Genomic DNA, 25,117 nt, shown 5'->3' on the forward strand with positions numbered 1-25,117 from the left:
GGTTCAGGGCGTTGGAATAAACAACGTATCCGTGTAGCTAAGCTGCATGAAAAAGTAGCAAACCAACGTAAGAACTTTCTTCATCATAAGTCTAAAGAGTTAGCTACTCATTTTGATGTTGTAGCTATTGAAGATCTAAATATGAAGGGAATGTCGCAAGCGCTTCATTTTGGAAAAAGCGTCGCTGATAATGCTTGGGGTATGTTCACTGCTTTCTTAGCTTATAAACTAAATGAACAAGGAAAAAAGCTTGTGAAAATAGACAAATGGTTTCCTTCCACAAAAACATGTAGCAGTTGTGGTAATGTGAAAAATATGTCATTGTCTGAGCGAGTCTATTCTTGTATATGCGGTGTAAATCTCGATAGAGATTATAACGCAGCTATCAATATCAAAAATGAAGCAATACGCCTATTAGCGTTAGCATAGATAGTAATAAAATAACCCTTGGAACAAGGGAGTTAGCTCGGTTGTCCTAGGACGAATTCGTTAGCTATTAAAAGTAACGACTAACCGAGAAGCCCCCACTTCAAACAGTCCGCTAGGACGTTAAGTGGCGGGTAGTTCACAGATAGTAAGAATATGTTAGGCCGCAGAAGCGGATTTGATTTTAGAAACATTTCAAGATGCTCAAGAAGAAATGATAGGTGAATTCTATATTGTTGTAAAATAATGAAAAGAGCCTTAGGTAAACATAAAACCGTGGGAATATTTAATTTCTGCGGTTTTTATTATATCAATTTCGATGATTTTAATTTTAAAAATTAATTTTTTGTTGATAGGAGTTTGTATATGAAAGTAAAGTGTATAAAAAATTCAGGAGATACATTTTCAGAGGGGTTATTAAAACAAGGATATAATCGAGATTCGATAATAAATTTAGAAATCTATAAGGAATATGTGGTTTATGGTATTAGTTCATTGGATGGAGAATTAGACTATCTAATCTTAGGTGAAAATGAAAACCTGCCTTCATGGTACCCAGCTGAATTGTTTGAAGTATCTAATCCTTTACAGCCTTTAGAATGGTATTTTGCAGATCATAAACAAAGTAAAGCGACAACAATAGAATATATATGGGGTTATAAAGAATTAGCTTTAAATGATAGACACGCCCTTGGTTTAATGGAAAGAGTAAATAAAGATATTGAAATATTTTTAAAGCGTAAAGCTGAAATGGATGAATTTGAGAAATAGTAAATGAAGTGATTAATCTATAAAAAACGTAGAATTAAATATTTCTAGTTTTTTGTACATAACATTAAAAAACAGCTTATTTTTGAAAAAGTTGAAAGAGAGTATTTATTTTGGCGCAACTATCTATTACAATGTGCCTTATATAAAAAAGTAGCTGCAATTGCAACTACCTTTTCATAAAAACATTATTATGCATATAACACCTTTAGCGTAGACTTGTGCTTAATGGTACTTGGGAATAAACTTTAAAATGTTTACCTTCGTCTAAATACAAGTTATACACACATATATTGATCTTATAAAGGTATATATTACACATAATATTATGTTAAAGGTGGCGAATTGTATCATGAAAGATTTTGTTCTCGAAAAAGAAAACATTATTCGTAAATATGGTGAATGGACCGCTTATGATATTAAATTAACGGATACTCTATATACAAGAGATATTCGACAACCAAATCCTGCGTTAAAAAAAATTGTGACAATGATTCAAGATATCACACAATGTGATTTTAAAAATCTTCGAATCTTAGATTTAGCTTGTTTAGAGGGGCATTACGCTATTGAGTTTGCTATGCAAGGAGCAACTGTTGTAGGGATAGAAGGAAGAGAATCAAACGTACAAAAAGCTATATTCGCTAAAGATTTATTAAGGTTGGAAAACTTAACCTTTTATCAAGATGATGTAAGAAATTTAAGTGCTGAAAAATATGGTCAATTTGATATTGTTTTATGCTCTGGTATTTTATATCATTTAGATTGCTCAGATGTATTCCCTTTTTTAGAAAAAGTGTATGAAGTATGCAAAAGGTTTGTAATAATTGATACTCATATCACTCATACTCCCAATGTATCAGTACTCTATAAAAATTATGAATATAAGGGGCACACAATGCTAGAACACTCTGCTAATTCATCAATAGAAGAACGTTTAAAATCAAAATGGGCATCATTAGATAACATTACTAGTTTTTGGATGACAAAATCCTCTCTATACAATTTTTTAACGCGAACAGGTTTCTCTTCTATAAATGAATCCAGAAGTTTAGTTCAAGAAGATAGGGTTACTGTTGTAGCTTTTAAGAAATATCCTATAGAAATTAAAAGCTCTCCTGAAACAGAAAAATACATTGAACCCGATTATTTAGAATGCTAAAAATAACACGTTTAAGTTCACTATCCTAATCACTCTGTATGAGGTTGCACTATATGCCTCTCAAGCTAAAATCTTAAAGTATCCCTAAACAAAATTATCAATTTTTAAAAGCTATTTATATAAATGCAACTTGTTGTTTCCGTTTTGATGGCACTATAAAGTTTTAGCTTTATAGTGATGGGATAGCACCGCACCGCTATCAACTTAAAGAAATACTTCCGAAAACAAAAAATGAAAAGAATAATAAAAAAGCTTATCATTAGGTGTTAAAGGATAAGCTTTTTTATTTAGCGTTCGATAGAACTCTTTACTTAGGAATTCCTCACTTCAAACAGTCCGCTAGGACGTTAAGTGGCGGGTAGTTCACCTCATCTCATATTACGTTAGTTTAAGTATTGAGAGTAAAAGAATAGAAATAGAAAAATTAATGTTTTGCTAAATAATCTATTAAAGAAACTTAAAGGAATAACAAGTTCTCCTATTGTAAGGATTTTAAGTTTATCCTTATTTAGTCCTTTTATTAATTCTTTTAATGTTTGGAAATTTATTTTATTAACGAAAGACCAACTTGGCACAGCTTTTGTATCTGAACCTATTTTGAAAATGATATGAATACTATGTGCATGAAAACCGCTTATTATTAAAATAAGCATAAACCCTAAAATAATGAACCAAGTCATTTTTCAACATCTCCTTTCAGTATTTAATATTAAGATATTAAAACTGTTGAGAAAGTGTGCTGTTGTCCATGAAAAATATTGAGAATTTGTTGAGGAAATGTTGAGAATGTTGCAATGCGATTGATTGTAGGGGAGTTAGAGTTAATAATGCTTGTCAGATTATATGCGTGAAAAAAGGAAATAGGAAAGAGAACAGTTGCGTAGACTGTTCTCTTAAGGAGCGGAAGTGCTGAACATTTTCAATGACAATGATTCAACCATTCCATTAATAGTATGTGCAAATATTTATAATTCATACAAGCAAGGCAGCTATAAAAAATAGCCGCCTTGCCACAGGAAGAATTCAAAAAAAGAGAGGTTTATTATGGATACTGATTGGCTGGTACCAATTTATTTATATTATTAGTAAGGATTAAATAAAATATTCAAAAGTTAAAATCTCAAAACATCGTAGGATTGTTCACAGTTAATAAAGTTTTTCAAAAAGTGGTATTAATTGGAATTTAAACTCTTTATCCTGTATGATGAAAATATAGATATTCTAATATCCTTATAGTTAATAAAGGGAGAATACAGGAGGAGTTGTCATGAAAAATATAAAAACGGCTATGACAATGGTACAATCACATCTTAATGAAAATGAGATTATTGAAAATAGCCTATATGGAATGTTTCAATATCAAGTATTTGGTATGGGTAGTCAAAGAAAAGGGATATTGGTCGCTACAAATGAACGTATGTGTTTTTATACAAAATATTTAGGGAGTGAAACGTTTAAAGTATTTAATTATGCCAGAATTAATTCAATAGATGTAGAAAAAGGATTATTAACAGGAAAGAAAATCATTTTTTTTCATGATGGCGAACGTGAAGTGATGAATTTAATTGAGGAAGGTGACCTGGAGAGGTTTGCAGTATTTGTAAAAGAAAAAATTATGAACTTGAAATAAAGAAGTTTGTTTTTTAAATTTGCGCCTCAAATTAAACAATATTATTATTTGCTAAAATCGAAAACATTAAAACAAAAAACAAATTTTAAATGACTTTAATAACCTCCTATCATACTGTTTGATGGGAGGTTATTTCCTTTTTAAAGATAAAATTAAAGAGTTTTATTATCCTTATACAAGCATGGATGACATGCAAAGTAAAAAGAGCACTTTTTAAAAGTGCTCTTTCTAAGGTGTGTATTAGGACTTGAAAGAGGCATCAATGACAATTTAGAAGGAGATATCTCTATACAACATATGGAGGTACTATGGAAGGGTGACGATAAAACTGAAGTAATAGTTGAACTTGAAAGACACTGAAGAGAGTTGATAAATGGTCAAATTGACATATCTAGAACTGTTGGATGGTTTACAAGTATGTACCCTGCATATTTTAAGGTGGATCATGAGGAGATATAGGATAAAATTAAATCATTAAAGGAACAACTTAGAAACATACCTAATAAAGGATTTAATTATAGCATTCTTAAGTTTTTAAATAGGGAATTTAAAGAACAAGAAGTCAAGTATATAAGATTCAATTATCTTGGAGGTTTTGATAATATAATTGATAAGAACCAATTAAATCTAAACAACATTGAATTTGCGTTAGATAGTGACAAGAATAATTCATTGACAGCACTAATGGATTTAGAGGCTATGGTGGTAAATGGTGCACTAAAGATAAATATTATCTACAGTAAAAATAGATTTAAAGATGAAACAATCCAAAGGTTTATTGAAAGTTATGTGAATACTTTGAAGGTAATTTTAGATAAGTGCATAGAAAAGGATTTCAAGGGATTCACCCCATCGGATTTTGATGCTGTAGAAATTTCACAAGAAGATTTAGATGCATTGTTTAATTAGAAGTTACGCAAGGGGTATATTATTATGAAAAAATTAAGAGAATTGTTAGTTATACTTAGTGTTTTTCTCAGTATAGTTGTATTACCACTTAAGGGATATGCATTAGACAATGAGGTTGAACAGATAAATTTATTAACAAATGATACAAAACTAAAAATAGAAAAGTTTATAGAAGAAAATATGGATAAAGGTAAGGTTCCAGGACTAGCAGTTACCTTAGTTAAAGGCGATAAGACTGTGTATCAAAAAGGATTCGGATATTCAGATATAGATGCTAAAAAGCCAGTTACTTCTAAATCCTTGTTTGAAATAGGATCTAATAGTAAAGCAGTTACTGCTTTAGGAATTTTTAATTTAGAAAAAAGTGGACAAATTAAACTTGAAGATGAAGTAACTAAATATATACCATGGTTAAAAGTTAAATATAAAGGTAAGGAAGCTTCAATAACTATAGAACAATTATTACATCAAACAAGTGGTATACCTTTTAAAACGATAGATAAGATACCAGTTTCTAATGAAGATAATGCACTTGAAGAAACAGTTAAAACCTTAATTAATATAGAATTAGATAGTGAACCAGGTAGGGATTTCCAGTATGCAACTATAAATTATGATGTTTTAGGGTTGGTTATTGAAAAAGTGACAGGGAAATCTTATGAAGGCTATATTGAAGAAAATGTCTTAAAGCCATTGGGTTTACATAATACTTATCTTTATAAAAATGAGATTGTTAATGAATATATCGCTAAAGGGTATAAACTCGAATTCTTAAAAAATGATGTATATGATGCACCTGTGTATAGAGGGAATAAGCCGGCTGGGTATATTATCTCCAGTGCTGAAGATATGGCTAAGTGGCTTAAGATTCAGCTGGGCACTTTAAATGATTTGAAATTTGATAAAGACATAGTTGGAAAATCTCAAGAGGCTAATCGTACAGTTAGACCATTAAGTGATGGATCATTCTATGCTAGTGGTTGGTTCATTTATCCAAAGAGTGAAAATCAAATTTCACATGCCGGGAATAATCCTAACTATTCTTCATTTATAGTATTTAATCCTAAGGATAAAGTCGGGGTTGCAGTACTAAGTAATACGAACTCACAATATGTAGAACTTATAGGTCAAGGTATTAATAAGATTTTAGAAGAGGGCACTTACAATAAAAATATAATAGATTTAAATAAAGGCGCAGATACAATAGCTAGTGTAATTATATGCATTTCAATTTTAATAGTTTTAAGCATATTATTTTTCACATTAAAAGCATTAAAAGCATTAAAAGCAATATTAAATAAACAAAGGCATTTAAATACATATGGAAAAAAGAGTTTATTAAAGCTTGTTTTTTCTTTTCTGTTCATGCTGGGAATAAGTTACTGTATATATTTAATTCCATATATCCTGTATAGAGGAGTATCCTGGGAATTTGTTTTTGTATGGCTTCCTAATAGTGTTGAAGTTGCACTTTATTTTGTATTTACCAGTGTATGGTTAGTGTATATATACTTAGTATTTATAAGCTTTTTCAAAAAAGAAAACGATAGGGAATATTTTTGTTATCTATAAAGCGTTATTAGTGGTTGTGGTAATGCGCTTATAATTTTCACTATTAATATGACTGTAACAAGTAATAATGCGTTAAAGATTAAGCTGTTAATGTATTTCGTTTTAGGAATTATTCTTTATGTCTATGGGCAAAAGGTTATGAGGGGGAAATTAATAGATTTAACCAATGAAATAGTATATTCAAAAAGAATGGAAATTGTAAAAAAATCACTGGAATCTTCTTATAGCAAGTTTGAAGAAATTGAAAAGGGAAGAATTCAGTTCATTATATGAAAGATTATAAAGAACTAGAAGAAATAAGAAAATTAATTGATGTTGGAGGGCCTACTATGTGTCATAGTGCCAGAAAAGCATTTTTAAGTACGGCTTTAATACATCGCCATCTGACTATAAAGAAGTAATTAATGAGCTTATCGATTATGGAGGTAGAGTATCTCTTAGATTAAGATTAGAACTTGCTAAAAAAGTTTCATCAGTTATTACCTCATATATGATTTCCGTAGATGAAACTATGAATAATATTGAACTTGAAGACCTGTTTAAAGCCTATGATATAATGGAGTGATTAGGGAATTTTAAAAAATGAATGTGTGATTAAACATTCAGGACTGACACATAAAAAATAAATTAAATCCGTTAAATAGTCTATCTCCTTAGTTAATAGACTATTTAAAATTCATTTTAAAAGAATATGATAAAAAAAGAATTATCGAGTCCAGATATGGAATACCGCTTTTAGGAAGTGTACCTTAAGAGATACTAAAAAAGTTATATATTAAATTGGTATTATTTTTTTGTGAGAAAGGGCGAAAATAAATTCAAAAAATTCAAAATTGATAAGTTATTAACTAGAAAATAGGGGGAGTTTAATGAGAAAAATAGTATTATACAGTGATCAAGTACAAGAAGATAGAAAATTGGATTATGAACTTTTAAGGTTATTAAATAAAGAAAATCCTTCAATAGCATATCTTCGAGCAACTTCAGATGTAACAGGAAAATATTTTAACTATGTAGTTAAATACTATAGATATTTAGGAATTAATAATGTGAAATATTTTGATTTAGACAAAGAATACGATGAAAGAAAGGTTAATGACATATTTAATTATGATGGAATACATCTTTCTGGTGGAAATACATTCCGCTTTTTATATTCCTTAAGAAAAAGAAATTTATTGCATTCATTAAAATCATATTTGCAAAATGGTGGGGTTTTGATTGGTGTTAGTGCTGGTAGTATAATAACAACTAAAAGTATTGATACAGCCCAATTTTTAGACGAGGATATTATAGGACTAGAGGATAGAAGGTCCCTAGGTATTGTAGATTTTGATTTTATGCCTCATTGGAGCGAGGAACAAAGTGGGAAATATTTAGATTTATTAAAAGATTATTCTAAGTTGAAAAATAGGGAGATTTATGCTTGTAAAGATGGTGATGGGATAGTTATTGAGGGAGAAGAGATTAAATTGATTGGTGATATTCTGAAAATCTAATTTAGTTTCAATTTATATTAACAAAGAAGAAACTCTTTTCGGTTTCTTCTAAGGGATCATGTATAAAACCATCTCCTTTATGTTTATAAATTGAGGAACAATTATGTTGAAACTATAGAAAAAGGGTCCTGTTAATACAGGACTCTTCTTTATTTTTATTAATGTAATTATTAGAGATATTAGTGAACTACTTGCCACTTAGCAAAGCTTGAATTGGGAGCTTCTCAGCTCCACGATGAAAGAAACCTTTCGACTCCTTGAGCGTTACGTCTAGAGTCCAACGCTTGGACGCTCTCTGTATACGGTTGATATTTTAAGCAGTTACCGAATAGCTTGGTTTTCGCACTCTATTTTCTTCCTGCAACCTCCTATATCAAGCTATCAAAGAACTTCAGATAGCTAGTTTAGCAAAAGTTTTTTGCTATGCCAAACCGAAATTCATCTCCCACCTACCGTTTGGCTATCGCCCTTCACACGCTTGAGGAAGGAGAATTCTTCCGGTAAATTCATTAAAAAATTCCTCCTGTGTACCAAGAAGCAAAATATATTTATGATAAAATATAGAAAAAGATGATTAAGAAGGGACAATTAAAGTGAAACCAACAATTTATGATGTTGCGGAAAAAGCAGGTGTATCAATAGCGACTGTATCTAAGGTAATTAATCAAACAGGGCGTATTAGTGAAAAAACAATAAACAAAGTAAATCAGGTAATGGACGAATTAGATTATCAGCCAAGTAGTGTAGCAGCAGCGTTAACAGGTAAAAAAACATATACGATTGGGGTACTTGTCCCAGATATCTCAAATCCATTTTTTGCTGAAGTAGCAAGAGCTTTTGAAAATAGTGCACGAGAATCAGGGTATACACTCATTTTATGTAGTACGGACCATCAAACAAAACGTGAGCACGAATACATTGATTTATTATTTAAAAAGCAAGTAGATGGCATTATTATTGCGACGGAACTAAATGATTATAAACTTGTTAAAAAAATCGTGAATCGAGATTTGCCACTTGTTTTATTCACTGTAGATCATCCTTCCATCACGACTCATGTTGTGACAACTGATGATATGAGGGGCGGCTATTTAGCTGGGAATTATCTAACGCAGAAGGGCCATACATCTTTAACGATTATGATGGAGAAGGATAGAAAAAGTAGCTTAGGAAGGCTGAATGGCTTTAAGCAGGCTCTTACAGATTCAGATATCTCATTAGATGATGATGCAATAATTAGCTGCTATTCGACTGTGGAAGATAGCAAACGTGCAAGTAAAGAATTACTTAGCTTGCCTAATAGGCCTACAGCGGTTTTTGCTTGTACAGATTTAATTGCGATATGCCTTATGAATGAAGCAAGAAAACAAGGACTTTCAATTCCGGAAGATTTATCAATAATCGGATTTGATAATACAATTTATGCTGAGATAGCAGATCCTGGGTTAACGACAATTGAACAGCCAATTACACAAATGGCAGCTTGTACGTTTGAACAACTCTTAAAAACGATGGAAATGAAGGAACATGCTAAGCAAAAAATTACTATTATTCCTCAATTAGTAGAGCGATCATCAGTAAAGGATATTACATGTTAGCGTTTTTGATATCCTACTTGAATGTAACAAAAAGAAGGTCATCTTAACCATATACAGTTATGATGACCTTCTATTATATAGAGGATTTATACAGAGAATTGCTCACTGCTTTTCGTATTTAAATCCTGCTCCATCCCATCTTCCTTTGGAATAGTAAGGAAATGAGTTAAAAATGCACCAAAGAAATACAAACCAGCAAAGATCCACATCACGCCGCCTACACCTAATGGACCGATGAAAGCAGTTACTACTAATGGTCCAACAAATGCTGATAATCCTGAACCTAAATTTAAGACAGACATTGCCGCTCCTTTATTTTCAGGAGATAAAGATGGAACTAATGCTGTAAGAGGTACATAACCGGCAAGTGTTGCTCCGTAGCAACATGCAACGAATAATATAGCCCAATAATTATGCCCTACCATTTGTGGTACATAATAGAGTGCAAGAGTTACAATTCCGCAACCGACTCCTCCGAACCATTTAATCGTATTTACCCAGCCAAACTTGTCTCCAACAATACCAAAAATAATATTAAACACCATATTTACAAAGAATAGAGTACCCCAAATTTGAAGCCATTCAGTCATCGTAAAATTATATTTCATCATATAAGTAGGCAGGAAAACAACAAATCCAAACTGAGCGGCCGAGTTTATAATTTTAACAATACCACCTATACCAACTTTAGGATTTTCAAATGCGATGGTAATGCCTTTTAGTAATTCGCTTGATTTGTTAGCGCTTACGGTTTGTGCTTTAAATCTGTCCTTATTTACAACAATTGAGAACAATCCCCCGACGACAACAAAAATTAAAGCACTCCATAAAGTAGCGATTTCCCCGATTTTAGGAACCATATAGCTAGAATAGAAGGCTCCGATAACACTAAGTCCAAGCTGGAATACGAACCAGAACCAGCCAACTGCTCTTGAAAGCATTTGTTGAGGTGTACTGTAAGATACCCAAACTAGGAAAGAATAAGCAAATAAGGGATAACCAAACCCTCGTAGGGCATAGCAAAGTAATATTACAGGATAATTCATATGTTGAATTCCTATACCGATGAAACCGATTGATCCTAAAATAAATGATACTAAACCAAATGTCATTACTTTTCTTGGTCCCCACATTTGTACAAATACCCCTGAAAACCAAGAAGAAGCAGATACAGTAATACCGTAAATAGTAAATAAAAATGCAGCATGTTCTAGCGTTAGGCCTCTCTCAACGAGATAAGGGGATAACCATCCTTGTTCTAAACCATCCCCAATCATAAAAACAATAATTCCTATGTATCCCCAAGTTAAATTAGAAGGGATACCAATCCTGTCCATAAATGTTTTGCTTGAACTAATAGCGTTCATTCTCCCACCACCGATAAGTTATTTTTGGTTAAGCGCTTAATTATTTTTGATAAAAAAAGTATACGCTTACATTATGAGACCGTCAATGAAATTTTTTGACAATTTACAACTTTCTTTTATAGGGGCATTCCATTTACTTATCGGACAATAAAGTAATAGTGAGTATGAAAAGAAAGGAATACCTTATAGATGGCAGTTTACTATTTAAAAGGCCTCGTTTTCTTTGTTATATCAGTATTTTAAAAGATTATTTTTGTAGTTGTTTAGATTATTTGTTTCTAATTATTAATTTGTATATGGACGTAGTACGTTTACTTACGAAATTTGAAATTCGGATGAAAAGAAGAGTATTCAAAAAAATAAAAATGTTTTCAATTTAGAATCAAGTGTGTATAATGAAGAAAAATAGGGAAAGCGCTTAACTAAATTTGATGTGCTAAACCTTATAGACTTTCATTTTTTTCTTAAATTTAAATAAAGAGGGAGAAATCATATGAATGTTTTAACGATTGGAATTATTGGTGCTGGACGAATAGGGAAACTGCATGTAGATAACTTGCAGCTGATGCCACAAGTAAAAATTAAAGCGGTTTCAGATGTTGTGATTAGTCATCTAGAAAAGTGGGCCGAGGATAAAGGGATTTCCACTCTGACTACAAACTATCAGGATTTATTAGCAGATCCAGAAATTGATGCTGTCTTTATTTGTTCACCAACAAATACACATGCGCAAATTATAAAAGAAGCGGCTCTTGCGAAAAAACATATTTTCTGCGAAAAGCCTGTTAGTTTCTCAGTAGAAGAAACATTAGATGCATTAGAAGTAGTAAAAGAACAAGGGGTATCTCTTCAAGTAGGTTTTAATCGTCGTTTCGATCCTAACTTCAGGAAAGTCTATGATCTAATTCAACAAGGAGAAGTGGGACACCCACATATTTTAAAAATTACGTCTAGAGATCCACAACCACCAAGTATAGAGTATGTTCGCTCTTCAGGTGGATTGTTTATGGATATGATGATTCATGATTTTGATATGGCTCGTTATGTGATGAATAGTGAAGTCGTTGAAGTATTTGCATATGGCACAACATTAATTGATCCATCCATTCAGGAAGTAAATGATGTTGATACAGCAATTGTCACATTAAAATTTGTGAATGGAGCTTTGGGGGTAATTGATAATAGCCGCCAAGCTGTTTATGGATATGACCAGCGTGTTGAAGTGTTTGGTGAAAAAGGCGCGGTTGCTGCGGATAATTGCTGCCCGACAACAGTTCAAGTGTCAAAAACAGAAGGTATTGTAAAAGATAAGCCGCTTTATTTCTTCTTAGAGCGCTACACGCAAGCTTACATTGAGGAAGTAACACAATTTACAAAGTCAATTATAGAAGGACAAGCTGTTATTTGCAGTGGTAATGATGGATTACAAGCAGAGCGAATTGCGAAGGCTGCGAAGGAATCCTTACTAACAGGAAAACCTGTACAAATTGAACATAAACAGCCTGCATTAAATCAATAAAGAGGGCGCTTACTTCTAGATAGATAAAGAGTAATGAATAGTAGGTTTTTGAACTACTCACCACTTAACGTCCTTACGGACTGTTTGAAGTGGAAGATTCCTGCGAACACCGATGTATCCAACAGTTATCTTAGCAGGCGCCGCCCGTAGTCCCTACGGTGAAAACATAAGCATCTTGTACGTTGACTCACCACGCTTCCTACTTTAGCTTGGTTTTCGCAACTTCAGCAAACGTGGTGCGAAAGAACGTTGAAGATTTTACGGTTGCAACGTTTTTCTGCAACCAACCTCATATCTTCAGTTTTCAAAGAGCAATCTGTACAAGTATATGGTAGCAAATATGTTGGCTTATGCCAACCGACATTCATCTCCCACCTAAAATTGGTGTTTTACACCTTCACATTTTTGAGGAAGGAGTCTTTTGTCGGAAAACGATAAAGCATGGGAGGTAGTAATAATGAATCCACTTATTTTTAAAGAAGATTGTCCATTAGACCTAATTGCAGTTGGACGTTTATGCGTTGATTTAAATGCCAATGAAACACAACGTCCTATGGAAGAAACAAGAACGTTTACTAAATATGTAGGAGGTTCTCCTGCGAATATTGCGATTGGTGCGGCGCGTCTCGGCTTACAGACAGGATTTATCGGTAAAGTGTCCGACGATCAAATGGGCCGCTTTATTACAGGGTATCTACAGGACAATAAGATTAATACAGATCAGATATGTATCGACCGTACAGGTGCAGTGACAGGTCTAGCATTTACAGAAATTAAAAGCCCTGAGGATTGCAGTATTTTAATGTACCGCGACAATGTCGCAGATTTAAACCTTGATCCAACAGAGGTATCTGAGGACTATATTAAACAATCAAAAGCACTCTTAATTTCAGGAACAGCTTTAGCGAAAAGTCCTTCTCGCGAGGCGGTATTTTTAGCGCTAGAATATGCGCGTAAGCATGATGTAGTCGTATATTTTGATGTGGATTACCGCCCTTATACATGGCAGTCAGAAGCTGAAACGGCTGTGTATTACAATCTAGCAGCTGAAAAATCTGATGTCATTATTGGAACGCGTGAAGAATTCGATATGATGGAAAAACTATTAAACTATGAAAAATCTAATGACCAAGTTACGGCTGAAAGATGGTTTTCTCATCATGCGAAAATTGTCGTAATTAAGCACGGCGGGGATGGGTCAATCGCTTATACAAGAGACGGGCAATCTCACCGCGGCGGTATCTTTAAAACAAAAGTGTTAAAGACGTTTGGCGCTGGCGACTCGTATGCTTCTGCATTTATTTATGGCCTAATGCAAGGGCTTGAGATTCCTCAAGCGATGCGATTAGGTGGGGCTTCTGCTTCGATTGTTATTTCTAAACATAGCTGTTCTGATGCAATGCCAACAAGGGCAGAGATTTCTGCATTCATGGAAACGGCTGAGGAAATTGTATAGAAACATCATAAACCATTAATTAAGCAAGGGCGTATCCTATTGGACGCTTCTACATTACATAAAAGGGAGAGAATGAATATGACAGTACAAACAGCACAAATTGTAAAAAACTATATTGGCGGCGAATGGGTAGAATCCATTTCAACTAAGATGGAAGCTGTATATAATCCTGCAACAGGAGAAGTAATTGCTCAAGTACCACTTTCAACAAAAGTAGATGTTGAACAAGCTGTATTAGCAGCAAATGAAGCATTCAAATCGTGGTCCAAAACAGCTGTGCCAAAACGTGCTCGTATTCTATTTAAATATCAACAATTATTAGTAGATAACTGGGAAGAGTTAGCGAAACTTATTACGATTGAAAACGGAAAAAGCTATAACGAAGCTTACGGTGAAGTTCTTCGTGGTATTGAGTGCGTGGAGTTTGCAGCGGGTGCTCCGACATTAATGATGGGAAAACAGCTTCCTGATATTGCAACAGGTATTGAGTCTGGCATGTATCGTTACCCAATTGGTGTTATAGGCGGGATTACACCTTTTAACTTCCCAATGATGGTTCCATGCTGGATGTTTCCACTTGCAATTGCTTGCGGTAATACATTTGTGTTAAAACCTTCAGAGCGTACACCACTTCTAGCAGCAAAATTAGCAAAATTAGCTGAAGAAGCTGGTTTACCTAAAGGTGTATTAAATATCGTAAATGGCGCACACGATGTAGTAAACGGTCTTCTTGAACATAAATTAGTGAAGGCAATTTCATTTGTAGGTTCTCAGCCTGTCGCAGAATATGTATACAAAAAAGGAACAGAAAATTTAAAACGAGTTCAAGCATTAGCAGGGGCGAAAAACCATTCCATTGTATTAAACGATGCAAATCTTGACCTAGCAACAAAGCAAATTATTAGTGCTGCATTTGGTTCAGCTGGTGAGCGTTGTATGGCTGCTTCTGTTGTTACAGTAGAAGAAGAAATTGCAAATCAATTAGTTGATAGATTGGTAGAAGAAGCTAATAAAATTGTCATCGGAAATGGTCTTGATGAAGATGTATTTTTAGGACCAGTTATTCGTGATAACCATAAAGAGCGCACAATTGGTTACATCGATTCCGGTGTAGAACAGGGTGCTACATTAGTTCGTGATGGACGCGAAGATACAGCTGTAAAAGGAGCTGGTTACTTTGTTGGCCCAACAATTTTTGACCATGTTACAAAAGAAATGAAAATCTGGCAAGATGAGATTTTTGCTCCTGTTTTATCTATTGTTCGTGTGAAATCATTGGATGAAGCGATTGAAATTGCCAATGAGTCTCGTTTTGCAAATGGAGCTTGCATTTATACCGATAGCGGGGCAAGTGTACGTCAATTCCGTGAAACAATTGAATCAGGTATGTTAGGTGTGAATGTTGGGGTTCCGGCGCCAATGGCATTCTTCCCGTTCTCTGGCTGGAAAGATTCTTTCTATGGTGATCTTCATGCGAATGGTACTGACGGCGTTGAGTTTTATACAAGAAAGAAAATGCTTACATCTCGTTGGGAAAAGTAATCATGAAGAGAGAAGTAGACTCTTTCTAGTTGTTTGTAAGCGAAAGTAACGCAAGTGGTAAAACATAAGAAGGAAGTATTAGGAGTCTTTCAAATTCCTAATACTCCTTTTTCATATGCAGAATGACTGTTAGAGATAGAAAGGAGCAAATCATATGCAAACTGTTAGAATGACGACGGCGCAAGCATTGGTAAAGTTTTTAAATCAGCAATATGTAGAGTTTGATGGAAAGCAACAAAAGTTTGTTAAGGGAATCTTTACGATTTTTGGTCATGGAAATGTAGTAGGCCTAGGTCAAGCTTTAGAAGAAGATGCAGGGGAATTAGAAGTATATCAAGGAAGAAATGAGCAAGGAATGGCAAATGCTGCGATGGCCTTTGCGAAACAAAAACACAGAAAACAAATTATGGTATGTACTTCTTCTGTTGGTCCTGGATCAGCAAATATGATTACCTCTGCTGCTACAGCTTCTGCAAATCATATTCCCGTTTTACTGCTTCCAGGTGATGTATTTGCAACGAGACAACCTGATCCTGTTCTTCAACAAATTGAACAAACGCATGACTTATCTATTTCTACGAATGATGCTTTCCGTGCGGTAAGTAAGTATTGGGACCGGGTGAATCGTCCTGAGCAATTGATGACAGCTATGATTCAAGCCATGCGTGTTTTAACGAATCCGGCAGATACAGGTGCTGTAACAATTTGTTTACCACAAGATGTCCAAGGGGAAGCTTGGGATTTTCCAAGTTACTTCTTCCAAAAGCGTGTTCATCGTATTGAACGTCGTCTACCTACAAAAGCCAGTTTAGCGGATGCGATAAAAATGATTAAGAAAAAGAAAAAGCCAATTATGATTTGCGGTGGTGGTGTAAGATACGCAGAAGCGGCAGAGGAATTCAAACAGTTTGCTGAAACATTCCGCATTCCATTTGGAGAAACGCAAGCTGGGAAAAGTGCGATTGAAAGTAGCCACCTATATAATCTTGGCGGCATTGGGGTAACTGGAAATTTAGCAGCTAATATAATTGCAAAGGAAGCCGATCTTGTTATTGGAATCGGGACAAGATTTACTGATTTTACAACGGCATCTAAGCAATTGTTCCAGAATAAAGAGGTTGAGTTTTTAAACATCAACATTTCAGAATTCCATGCGAACAAACTTGATGCATTAAAGGTTATAGCAGATGCAAAAGAAACACTTCTTGCTCTAATAGATGAACTGCAATCGATTGAGTATCAATCTAGTTACACAGTAGAAATCACTGATGCAAAAGAGGCTTGGGAAACAGAATTAGCACGTCTACATAATATTCGCTTTACAGGTCAAGGTTTCACGCCGGAAGTTGAAGGTCATTTCGATGAGAATTTAAATGAGTATGTAGACGCACTTGGTACAGAATTAACACAGACTACGGTCATTGGACAAATCAATACATTAATTGATGAAGATGCAATTATTGTTGGCGCGGCAGGAAGTCTTCCGGGTGATTTACAAAGAATGTGGGCATCAAGAAAACCAAATACATATCACATGGAGTATGGATACTCTTGCATGGGTTATGAGGTTGCGGGCGCACTAGGTGTAAAGATAGCTGAACCATCGAAGGAAGTATATGCAATGGTAGGGGATGGTAGTTACCAGATGCTTCATTCTGAGCTTGTCACAAGTCTCCAAGAAAACAAAAAAATTAACGTCTTATTGTTTGATAACTCCGGATTTGGTTGCATTAATAACTTACAAATGGGCAATGGAATGGGGAGCTTTGGAACAGAGTTTCGCTATCGAAACCAGGAAACTTGTAAATTAGACGGGGCAATTATGAAAATTGATTTTGCAGCTAGCGCAGCTGGATATGGTGTGAAAACGTATCGTGTTACATCGATAGAACAATTACAGGAAGCGCTTAAGGATGCGAAAAAACAAACAGTTTCTACATTAATTGATATTAAAGTATTACCAAAAACAATGACAAATGGATACGATTCATGGTGGCATGTAGGTGTTGCAGAAGTATCTAAAAGTCAAAGTGTACAAGCTGCGTACGAGAGTAAAGTAAGTAACTTGCAGCAGGCAAGGTCTTATTAGATTAGGGCACAAAGAGAGCTTTTTATCTACATACATATTGATTAGGAAGCTCTCTTTTTAATGACCAGTTAAGAGAATTTGGCGAAATTCTATCACATTTTGTAAAGAGGAGAGACAAGGGGATGTTCAAAGAAAATACAATTAAACTTGGAATTGCACCAATTGCTTGGACAAATGATGATATGCCGGAGCTAGGAGCAGAAAATACGTTTGAACAATGTATTAGTGAGATGGCACTAGCTGGATTTAATGGAAGTGAGGTAGGGAATAAATACCCGAGAAATACAGTTGTATTAAAAAAATCTTTGGAATTACGAAACCTAGAGATTGCTAGTGCATGGTTTAGTACGTTCTTGACAACGAAGCCACTTGAAGAGACAGTACAAGCATTTATTAAACATAGAGATTTCTTGCATGATCTGGGCGCAAAAGTCATTGTTGTATCAGAGCAAGGACATAGTATTCAAGGTTTAATGAATGTACCACTATTTCGCAATAAACCCGTTTTTACAGAAGAAGAGTGGGAAAAGCTAGCGGATGGGTTACATCACCTCGGTAAATTAGCTCAGGAAAAGGGGCTACATATTGTATACCATCACCATATGGGTACGGGTGTTCAAACAACAGCAGAAATTGAAAAGTTAATGGATATGACGGATCCAGAGTTTGTATCTCTGCTTTTTGATACAGGTCATCTTGTTTTTTCAGGAGAAGAGCCGCTTTATATTTTGAAAAAATATTTACCTCGCATTAAACATGTACATTTAAAAGATATTCGCCAGGAAGTAGTAAATGCTGTAAAGGAAAACAATTTAAGCTTCTTACAGGCAGTGAAGAATGGTGCGTTTACAGTTCCAGGAGATGGCGTAATTGTATTTGATGAAGTTTTTACTATTCTTGCAAACTCTGAATATAAGGGCTGGTTTGTGGTAGAAGCAGAGCAAGACCCAGCTTTAGCGAATCCTTTTGAATACGCATTAAAAGCTCGAAGATTTATACAAGAAAAAGCAGGTTTGTAATTTAAGCATTTTAAGATTATCCCTAAGTAAATGGTATGGTAATCAACATGTCTTCTTACAAAAGGGGTAAAAAGACGTGACGGTTGGTTTTGCATTTAATAAATAATATTGAAATAGGGGAGTATGTAATGCCATTAGTTCAAATGAAAGATATTTTAATTAAAGCAAATCAAGAGAATTATGGGGTTGGAGCTTTTAGTGTCGCTAATATGGAAATGGTAATGGGAGCTATTCAAGCAGCTGAAGAGTTACGTTCCCCGCTCATTCTACAAATTGCGGAAGTTCGTTTGAATCATTCGCCCATTCATATGATTGGTCCTTTGATGGTAGCTACAGCGAAAAAAGCAACTGTTCCAGTAGTAGTTCACTTTGATCACGGTATGACGTTTGAAAAAATTAAAGAGACATTAGAAATTGGTTTTAGTTCGGTTATGTTTGATGGCTCTCACTATCCGTTAGAAGAGAATATCCAAAGGACAAAAGAAGTTGTGGAGCTTGCGAAACAGTACGGAGCGACAGTAGAGGCTGAGATTGGCAGAGTAGGTGGTAGTGAGGACGGATCAGAAGATATTGAAATGATGCTGACAAGTACTAAAGAAGCAAAAAGATTTGCAGAAGAAACAGATGTTGATGCGTTAGCTGTTGCGATTGGAAATGCGCACGGGATGTACAATGGAGACCCTGATTTACGATTAGACCGCTTGCAGGAGATTAATGGGATAGTCGATATTCCTTTAGTATTACATGGTGGGTCTGGCATTAGCCCAGAGGATTTCAAGCAATGTATTCAACATGGTGTTCGAAAAATTAATGTAGCAACAGCCACGTTTCAGAATGTAATTACTAGAGTTAACACTGCGGCCTTAAATACTCCTTATTTAGATTACTTTACGTACCATCAAGATGTAGTTGAGGCCGCATACGAAAACGTTAAAAATCATATACGCATATTCGGAAGTGAAAACAAAGCATAACCAGAAAGGCTTTCTTCATTAAATAATAGAAGGAACTCATAATTTAGTTAGTTGATAAAAGTAGAGAATGATAGAGTAGCCATAAAAAAAGGGGGAGAACATCATGTTAGGAAAATTAGGTGAATTAAATGAAGGCTATAATGTATTAACAGAAATGAACGGTCAATGCAGTGATATGTTAATGGATATAGGCATATATAAGATGTCTAATGGAAAAGAAGAGTTGCTATTTGATAATGAAAATGAAACGGCAGTACTTTTACTAGAAGGGACAATACGTCTAGAGTGGGAAGGAATGGAACAAGTTATTCAAAGACAGTCTGTTTTTGAAGAAAACCCTTGGTGTTTACATGTGGCTAAAAATGTGAAGGTTACAATTACTGCTCTTTCAGATAGTGAAGTGCTTGTTCAAAAAACAGATAATGATCAAGAATTTGCGTCCAAGTTGTATACTCCAAATGAGTGTCAAAGTGTTGTAGCTGGAGAAGGAGTATGGGAGGGAACAGCACAACGTGTTATTCGTACGATTTTTGACTATAACAATGCAGCGTATTCTAATATGGTAGTAGGAGAAGTTATTTCTTATCCAGGGAGATGGTCCAGTTATCCACCGCATCATCATAATCAACCGGAGGTATATTATTATCGCTTTAACAAGCCACAGGGATTTGGATGTGCGATGGTAGGTGAGGATGCTTATCGCGTTGTACATAATAGTTTTATTACAATTCCAGGTGAACTAGACCACCCACAAGCAACTGCGCCTGGATATGCAATGTATTTTTGTTGGATGATTCGACATCTTGAGAATAACCCATGGAATGATCGTATCATGGAGGAAGACCACAAGTGGTTATTAGAACCAAATGCGAAAATTTGGCCAGAAAAAGAATAGATGAAAATAAAGGTTCTGGACAAAAACGATGTCACTTGCAATTGTTTTTGCTAAGAACCACTAATTTTTTGTCAATGTAGGCAGGCTCTTATGTGAGGTAACGTAAGAGCTTGTTTGCATGTTCTACCTTTTTTTATGTACAATAGTAATAAGAGATGATATAGACAGGGAGAGGAAATCCATGTCCACTAAATTAGTAAATTTACGGATTGATTTTGCTTTTAAACAGCTTTTTGGAATAAAAGGAAATGAGGAAATTTTAACGGGTTTCCTAAATGCAATTTTAGAGGAATCTTTAGATGCACCTATTACTTCGCTACAATTAGATGATCCACATCTCCATAAATCTTATGAAGATGATAAGTTATCGATTTTAGACCTATTAGCAACACTGGATAATGGGACGCAAGTAAATATCGAAATCCAGCTTCGAAATACACATGATATGGTGAAGCGCTCCTTATATTACTGGAGTAAACTTTATACTTCACAAATGCAAGAAGGGATGCCATATCGTTCACTTCGGAAAACAATTACCATTAACTTACTAGACTTTATTTTATTTTCTCAGGATGATGAATTTCATACCATCGGACAATTATGGAATACAAAATTACAGCAACTCTTAAGTGACGACATTGAAATCCATTTTGTAGAGATACCGAAATTGGTAAAACAATGGCGTGAAGAAAAAGTAAACCCATGGGAAAATACATTTGTTCGTTGGATGTTATTATTACCAGCACATGAAGATGAACATTTAACTCAAACATTGGAGGAGATTGCGATGAATCAAGATCCAATTTTACAAAAGGCAATAAATAAATGGGAAAATATGAGCCATGATTCTTCTTTTAGAACAGCGTACGAAGCTCGAGAGAAATTGCTTTTAGATGAACAAGCTAAGTTAGCACATGCAGAACAAGAGGGCATGGAAAAAGGTATTGAGCAAGGTAAGATGCAGATGATCCGAGGAATGCATGAAATTGGTGTACCACTTGAAACTATTGCAAAAGCAAGTAAGTTGAGTGTGAAAGAAATAGAACGTATCTTAAATCTAAGATAAATATATGTGAGTATACAGAACTCATGAGTAGAAAAATTAGACGTTCATTATCATAGTACGTTTAATGGGAAAGCATTGTTGAAGATTTCAGCAGTGCTTTTTCTATATCATTTAAGGCAATTGATCTTTTGTAAAAAAAGTAAATTGCCTTTTTATGATTTAAAAATATTTTAACTTTGTAATAAAGGAACCTAAATCATAACCTGTTTTTATTATAGCTATAGCTGAAAGCACAGTTAATGGATATTTAATATATGGATTGTTGAGGCATTCCATTATGTTTTTCATGTTGCAAACCTCCATGGTATTATTTACATCATTATATTAATTATCTCAAATATAATGAATAATAGTCAATATAATGTAAAGAAAGATACTTAATTGAAGGAGAACTAAACAAAATAATGGATAACAAAACAATCGTACTTTTTATAAAAATTACATAGTAATTCACAAGGAAAGACTTCATTTTAATCAAACTTTATTTCAAAGCTACAACAACTATATTACTCTGTTTCAATAATGGCAAAATAAATATCATTGTACAGTTGATGTACGCAAATAATAAACCTGTTAAAAAGCAATAATATCATTTCAAAAAACTTTAGAAACCCATGGTAATAATTGGTGTAATTACTCTTTATCCTGTATGATAAAAATGGAAATATTCCAATATTTTTATAGTCAATAATTGACTTAATAGAAGTAGAAAAATTATTGATAGAAAAGAAAAGGATGACCAAAATGTGAAGAAAAAGGAACTGGTATGGCATAGACGGTGTTTTTGTTAAAGATTTAAAATATGAAATAGGATCGCTTGAATCTCATGCACTATCCATACATAAAACTAACTTTGAAGATTGGGAGTTAGAGTTAAGTGCCTATGAAGAAGAATTATATTATTTTGAAGAAGCAAAACAAAAACAGGAACCTATAGAATTTGCTGTTTATATCCAATATATGAATCGTTTAACAGGAAAAGCGATAGTGAAAAGTATTGAAGAAAATACAATTGTAGTAAAAGGAAGTGCTGTTTTATATGGTTATAGATATGTATCATCACTTTGAAAATATTTCGACCTTTAAACAGAATAAAATAAACAAATTAAGGGGTATGTAAGATGGGGAAATTTGTGAAAGACCAAAAGGTAGTTGCACTGACATTAGAAGGATTAGCACCATGTACAGTTGTAAGAGTAGGTTGGATTTTCATTATGGTAGAAGTAGAAGAAACGAAACATTTATATTCTGTTACAAAAAGTAAACTAACACCTATAGAGGAAGAGAGACACTACCTTTTAGAAGAGAGTATTGATGAAGACGGTGTATTCGATATAGGTAGATTGTTTGCTAAAATAGAAGCAGAAGACATGGACCTTGCAAAGAAATCATTTGAAGAAAATGAAGACTTCAAGAAATATGAAGATTTTCACAATCCATCAGAAGGGAAACTGTATGATGTAGAGTACTATACTACAATAAAAACAGGTAAAGAGTTACTAGAACAATACTTTAATCGAGAAGAGCTAGAGCGTAATGGTACTAATTAAATTAAATGTGAGAACAGTTAAAGGTCAAATCTTATTTATGTTAGGTATATAGAATAAAAAAATTTATAATTGCTTTATCCTTTGAAAATGAAAATAAAAATAAGATTTCCGATATATACAAGAACAGGAAGTATGATTGAATATATATTTTTCTTTTCACTTATTGTAATTGACATAACTTTAATTGGAGGTTCTTTTAAAATTACATGAAACATAGGGAAGAAATACAGCACTCGAACAGCTATTTAATGTTCAAGTGCTTATTTTATGTAGAGTCTAGATTTTAATTAATGATGAGATAACTTTATATCTTATTTATACAAATTATGATATGGTACAATATGTTAATTAAATACAATTTTTTCTAAGGGGATGGGGCATAGTGAAAGCAAAGAAAATAGTAACGTTTGCGATACCGTTCATGCTATTGGCAGGTTGTGGTACCGATAAAACAGACGCAAAGCCAAAAGAAAAAGTAGAATCTAAATCAGAAACGAAAGAAAAGCTGTCAAAAGAGAAGTATCCAACTCGAATGACTGGTTTATCTTCTGAGTTAGTGCAGAAGATTACAGTAATAACTGAGATAGCTATGGATAAAACTAAAAAGGAAACTGACTTAAAGAAAGAAATTCTAAAAGAAGAGTCTGAGTTGCAAAAGATTATCACTAAGTTTAAGAAGATAGACCCACCAAAAGAGTTTGAAGACGCTCATAAAGAGATTTTAAAAGCAGTAGACTGTTATAGTGAAGCCTATGCACTTCAAGTAGAGATTATAAAGGGTAAAGGAAAAGTAACAGACGAAGATAGAGAAAAGTCTAAAAAGTCAATGGACTTGATTAATGAGGGTAACAAGTACTGGCATAAAGGATTCGACCCTATTGAATCCCATAATGAGAAGGAAGCAAAAGCCTTAGGTTTCGATGTAGATACGAAGATCGACTCTAAGTCGTCAACTACTTCTGATAATGGTAACGTACAAATATCCGCAGACGGTAACGAGTTAATCGGTTCTTGGGGTAGTTACAAAGGTTCTGAGTTTCGTAAGGGTTTAGACTTTAGACAAGATAAGTCATTCACGGCTTATGATGACACTGGTAACTCTTCTTATGAAGACAACCATATGACAGGAACATGGTTATACAATAAAGACAGTAATAAAGTAACTTTGATTCCTACTGAGTTTGTTAAGGACGGTAAGAAGATAGATGCTAGACAAATGAATGCTGTAGTAGATTATACTGTTGAGTTCTTGAGAGCAGGTTCTTTAAGAATGGTAGATAGTAAAGGTAACAAATTAGAAGTAGAGAGACAGAAGTGAATTTGAAATAAAATCGAACTGTTTATAAAAAAAGCTGAACCACTAGATTCCTTTGTATAAAAGGAATCTTTTTTATGCTTATTTTTAATTACAATATTCTTATAGGGTAATAATTTTGTTACAAGTAATGAGGCAAAAGACGAAAGAGGTGTGGATCTGAAATAAAGTTTAATCGTTTTGAAAGTTTATTTCCAACCAACAATATTACTAATATGTATCACCGTAAAAATTACTTCAATAATTATTTATATAAGTTCAAACAAAAAACGCTGTAAAATTATTACAGAGTTCTATCTCGGTTTTTCATTTGTTATTTACTTGGTGATAACGTCAAATCTCCAAATTTCTTTTTAATAGCTGAAGTCGTTGCCTTAAATTTATATTCATCACCATCTTTTTTTCCTTCAAATACAATTGGATCTTTCCCATCTTCTTCTAAACTAATTTCATCTTTGTTAATTTTATATGTAAACCCTCTTGTGAAAGCTCCTATCTTGAAAGAAACTGTATTTTTAGCGAATTCTGCTGTATATGATTCGCTATTGGTAGCAACGACATTCCACTTTTTAGATTGCAAATCATTTGATGGATCTTTACCACAACCACTTAACCCCATAATTGCTATAACTATTAATAAAACATAAATACTTTTTCTTTTTAAATCCTTCATACTCTTTTCTTTACCCCCCTTTAAATAACAAAAGGATATGCTTTAGCCATTTAAAAGCTGAAAGTCATACTCTTTCTATATTTCCCCT

At 33.8% G+C, this 25,117-nt stretch carries 23 protein-coding genes and 1 pseudogene; 20 read left to right on the top strand and 4 right to left on the bottom strand.

What is annotated here, in order from left to right:
• The 4 genes and pseudogenes from HFD78_RS26915 to HFD78_RS26925 form a co-directional block, all read left to right on the top strand.
• Window positions 1–429, top strand: a 429-nt coding sequence (locus HFD78_RS26915) for an RNA-guided endonuclease InsQ/TnpB family protein (protein WP_191968131.1), incomplete at its 5' end; no start/stop codon positions are given.
• Window positions 430–564: 135 nt separating this feature from the next.
• Window positions 565–673, top strand: a pseudogene (locus HFD78_RS30015) (barstar family protein); the annotation flags it as partial.
• 119 nt (window positions 674–792) lie between these two features.
• Window positions 793–1,197, top strand: a complete 405-nt coding sequence (locus HFD78_RS26920; protein ID WP_000864952.1) for a hypothetical protein — start codon at window positions 793–795, stop codon at window positions 1,195–1,197.
• A 349-nt stretch (window positions 1,198–1,546) separates the two neighbouring features.
• Entirely contained in the window at window positions 1,547–2,356 is an 810-nt protein-coding gene (locus HFD78_RS26925; RefSeq protein WP_000651404.1) for a class I SAM-dependent methyltransferase, read from the top strand.
• Between the two features lie 383 nt (window positions 2,357–2,739).
• Here the strand turns inward: HFD78_RS26925 and HFD78_RS26930 are convergent, their stop codons facing one another.
• Window positions 2,740–3,036, bottom strand: coding sequence for a hypothetical protein (locus HFD78_RS26930; protein ID WP_000219733.1), 297 nt, complete (start codon window positions 3,034–3,036; stop codon window positions 2,740–2,742).
• 587 nt (window positions 3,037–3,623) lie between these two features.
• Here HFD78_RS26930 and HFD78_RS26935 point away from each other — a divergent pair.
• The 5 genes from HFD78_RS26935 to HFD78_RS26955 all read left to right on the top strand — a co-directional run bounded on the left by HFD78_RS26935 (window position 3,624) and on the right by HFD78_RS26955 (window position 9,564).
• Window positions 3,624–3,986: a PH domain-containing protein gene (locus HFD78_RS26935; protein WP_098606890.1), complete on the top strand. Its 363-nt coding sequence runs from the start codon at window positions 3,624–3,626 to the stop codon at window positions 3,984–3,986.
• A 465-nt stretch (window positions 3,987–4,451) separates the two neighbouring features.
• Complete coding sequence (locus tag HFD78_RS26940; protein WP_198287953.1) at window positions 4,452–4,895, top strand: condensation domain-containing protein; 444 nt, start codon at window positions 4,452–4,454, stop codon at window positions 4,893–4,895.
• A gap of 24 nt (window positions 4,896–4,919) precedes the next feature.
• Window positions 4,920–6,467 carry a serine hydrolase domain-containing protein gene (locus tag HFD78_RS26945; protein WP_002197058.1) on the top strand — a complete coding sequence of 516 codons (1,548 nt, stop codon included), beginning with the start codon at window positions 4,920–4,922 and terminating at the stop codon, window positions 6,465–6,467.
• 869 nt (window positions 6,468–7,336) lie between these two features.
• Window positions 7,337–7,966, top strand: coding sequence for a Type 1 glutamine amidotransferase-like domain-containing protein (locus HFD78_RS26950; RefSeq protein ID WP_001227151.1), 630 nt, complete (start codon window positions 7,337–7,339; stop codon window positions 7,964–7,966).
• 593 nt (window positions 7,967–8,559) lie between these two features.
• Window positions 8,560–9,564 (top strand): LacI family DNA-binding transcriptional regulator, encoded by a 1,005-nt coding sequence (locus tag HFD78_RS26955; RefSeq protein ID WP_000805145.1) that lies wholly within the window; start codon window positions 8,560–8,562, stop codon window positions 9,562–9,564.
• An 86-nt stretch (window positions 9,565–9,650) separates the two neighbouring features.
• Here HFD78_RS26955 and HFD78_RS26960 read toward each other — a convergent pair whose 3' ends face one another.
• A complete protein-coding gene (locus HFD78_RS26960) occupies window positions 9,651–10,931 on the bottom strand; it encodes an MFS transporter (protein WP_000991772.1) in 1,281 nt (426 codons plus the stop codon).
• 493 nt (window positions 10,932–11,424) lie between these two features.
• On the opposite strand from HFD78_RS26960, the gene iolG reads away from it, so the two are divergent.
• The 8 genes from iolG (at window position 11,425) to HFD78_RS27000 (ending at window position 21,491) form a co-directional block, all read left to right on the top strand.
• Window positions 11,425–12,450, top strand: coding sequence for an inositol 2-dehydrogenase (gene iolG, locus HFD78_RS26965; protein WP_001101872.1), 1,026 nt, complete (start codon window positions 11,425–11,427; stop codon window positions 12,448–12,450).
• 457 nt (window positions 12,451–12,907) lie between these two features.
• The gene (gene iolC / locus HFD78_RS26970) at window positions 12,908–13,906 is read left to right on the top strand and encodes a 5-dehydro-2-deoxygluconokinase (protein ID WP_001068610.1); all 999 of its coding nucleotides are present in this window, start codon (window positions 12,908–12,910) and stop codon (window positions 13,904–13,906) included.
• Window positions 13,907–13,984: 78 nt separating this feature from the next.
• Window positions 13,985–15,448 carry a CoA-acylating methylmalonate-semialdehyde dehydrogenase gene (locus HFD78_RS26975; RefSeq protein ID WP_000218123.1) on the top strand — a complete coding sequence of 488 codons (1,464 nt, stop codon included), beginning with the start codon at window positions 13,985–13,987 and terminating at the stop codon, window positions 15,446–15,448.
• Between the two features lie 154 nt (window positions 15,449–15,602).
• Window positions 15,603–17,537, top strand: coding sequence for a 3D-(3,5/4)-trihydroxycyclohexane-1,2-dione acylhydrolase (decyclizing) (gene iolD, locus HFD78_RS26980; protein WP_001195359.1), 1,935 nt, complete (start codon window positions 15,603–15,605; stop codon window positions 17,535–17,537).
• Window positions 17,538–17,659: 122 nt separating this feature from the next.
• A complete protein-coding gene (gene iolE / locus HFD78_RS26985; RefSeq protein WP_000471989.1) occupies window positions 17,660–18,556 on the top strand; it encodes a myo-inosose-2 dehydratase in 897 nt (298 codons plus the stop codon).
• Between the two features lie 128 nt (window positions 18,557–18,684).
• On the top strand, window positions 18,685–19,530 hold the full coding sequence (locus tag HFD78_RS26990) for a class II fructose-bisphosphate aldolase (protein ID WP_001131817.1): 846 nt from the start codon (window positions 18,685–18,687) through the stop codon (window positions 19,528–19,530).
• Window positions 19,531–19,633: 103 nt separating this feature from the next.
• Window positions 19,634–20,425 (top strand): 5-deoxy-glucuronate isomerase, encoded by a 792-nt coding sequence (locus HFD78_RS26995; RefSeq protein WP_000900823.1) that lies wholly within the window; start codon window positions 19,634–19,636, stop codon window positions 20,423–20,425.
• Between the two features lie 181 nt (window positions 20,426–20,606).
• On the top strand, window positions 20,607–21,491 hold the full coding sequence (locus tag HFD78_RS27000; RefSeq protein WP_000104994.1) for an Rpn family recombination-promoting nuclease/putative transposase: 885 nt from the start codon (window positions 20,607–20,609) through the stop codon (window positions 21,489–21,491).
• 159 nt (window positions 21,492–21,650) lie between these two features.
• Here HFD78_RS27000 and HFD78_RS29880 read toward each other — a convergent pair whose 3' ends face one another.
• A complete protein-coding gene (locus HFD78_RS29880) occupies window positions 21,651–21,779 on the bottom strand; it encodes a hypothetical protein (protein ID WP_000789921.1) in 129 nt (42 codons plus the stop codon).
• A 483-nt stretch (window positions 21,780–22,262) separates the two neighbouring features.
• Here HFD78_RS29880 and HFD78_RS29725 point away from each other — a divergent pair, with 483 nt between their 5' ends.
• From HFD78_RS29725 to HFD78_RS27010, 3 genes are all read left to right on the top strand, one after another.
• Window positions 22,263–22,559, top strand: coding sequence for a hypothetical protein (locus tag HFD78_RS29725; protein ID WP_033668101.1), 297 nt, complete (start codon window positions 22,263–22,265; stop codon window positions 22,557–22,559).
• 53 nt (window positions 22,560–22,612) lie between these two features.
• Window positions 22,613–23,041: a hypothetical protein gene (locus HFD78_RS27005; protein WP_000514637.1), complete on the top strand. Its 429-nt coding sequence runs from the start codon at window positions 22,613–22,615 to the stop codon at window positions 23,039–23,041.
• Window positions 23,042–23,423: 382 nt separating this feature from the next.
• Complete coding sequence (locus HFD78_RS27010; RefSeq protein ID WP_000644800.1) at window positions 23,424–24,359, top strand: DUF7018 domain-containing (lipo)protein; 936 nt, start codon at window positions 23,424–23,426, stop codon at window positions 24,357–24,359.
• 310 nt (window positions 24,360–24,669) lie between these two features.
• Here HFD78_RS27010 and HFD78_RS27015 read toward each other — a convergent pair whose 3' ends face one another.
• Complete coding sequence (locus tag HFD78_RS27015; RefSeq protein WP_000653924.1) at window positions 24,670–25,029, bottom strand: hypothetical protein; 360 nt, start codon at window positions 25,027–25,029, stop codon at window positions 24,670–24,672.
• Window positions 25,030–25,117 lie beyond the last annotated feature (88 nt).

Origin of the sequence: Bacillus sp. EKM501B (assembly GCF_011800505.1) — a bacterium.
GTDB classification, from domain to species: Bacteria; Bacillota; Bacilli; order Bacillales; family Bacillaceae_G; genus Bacillus_A; species Bacillus_A cereus.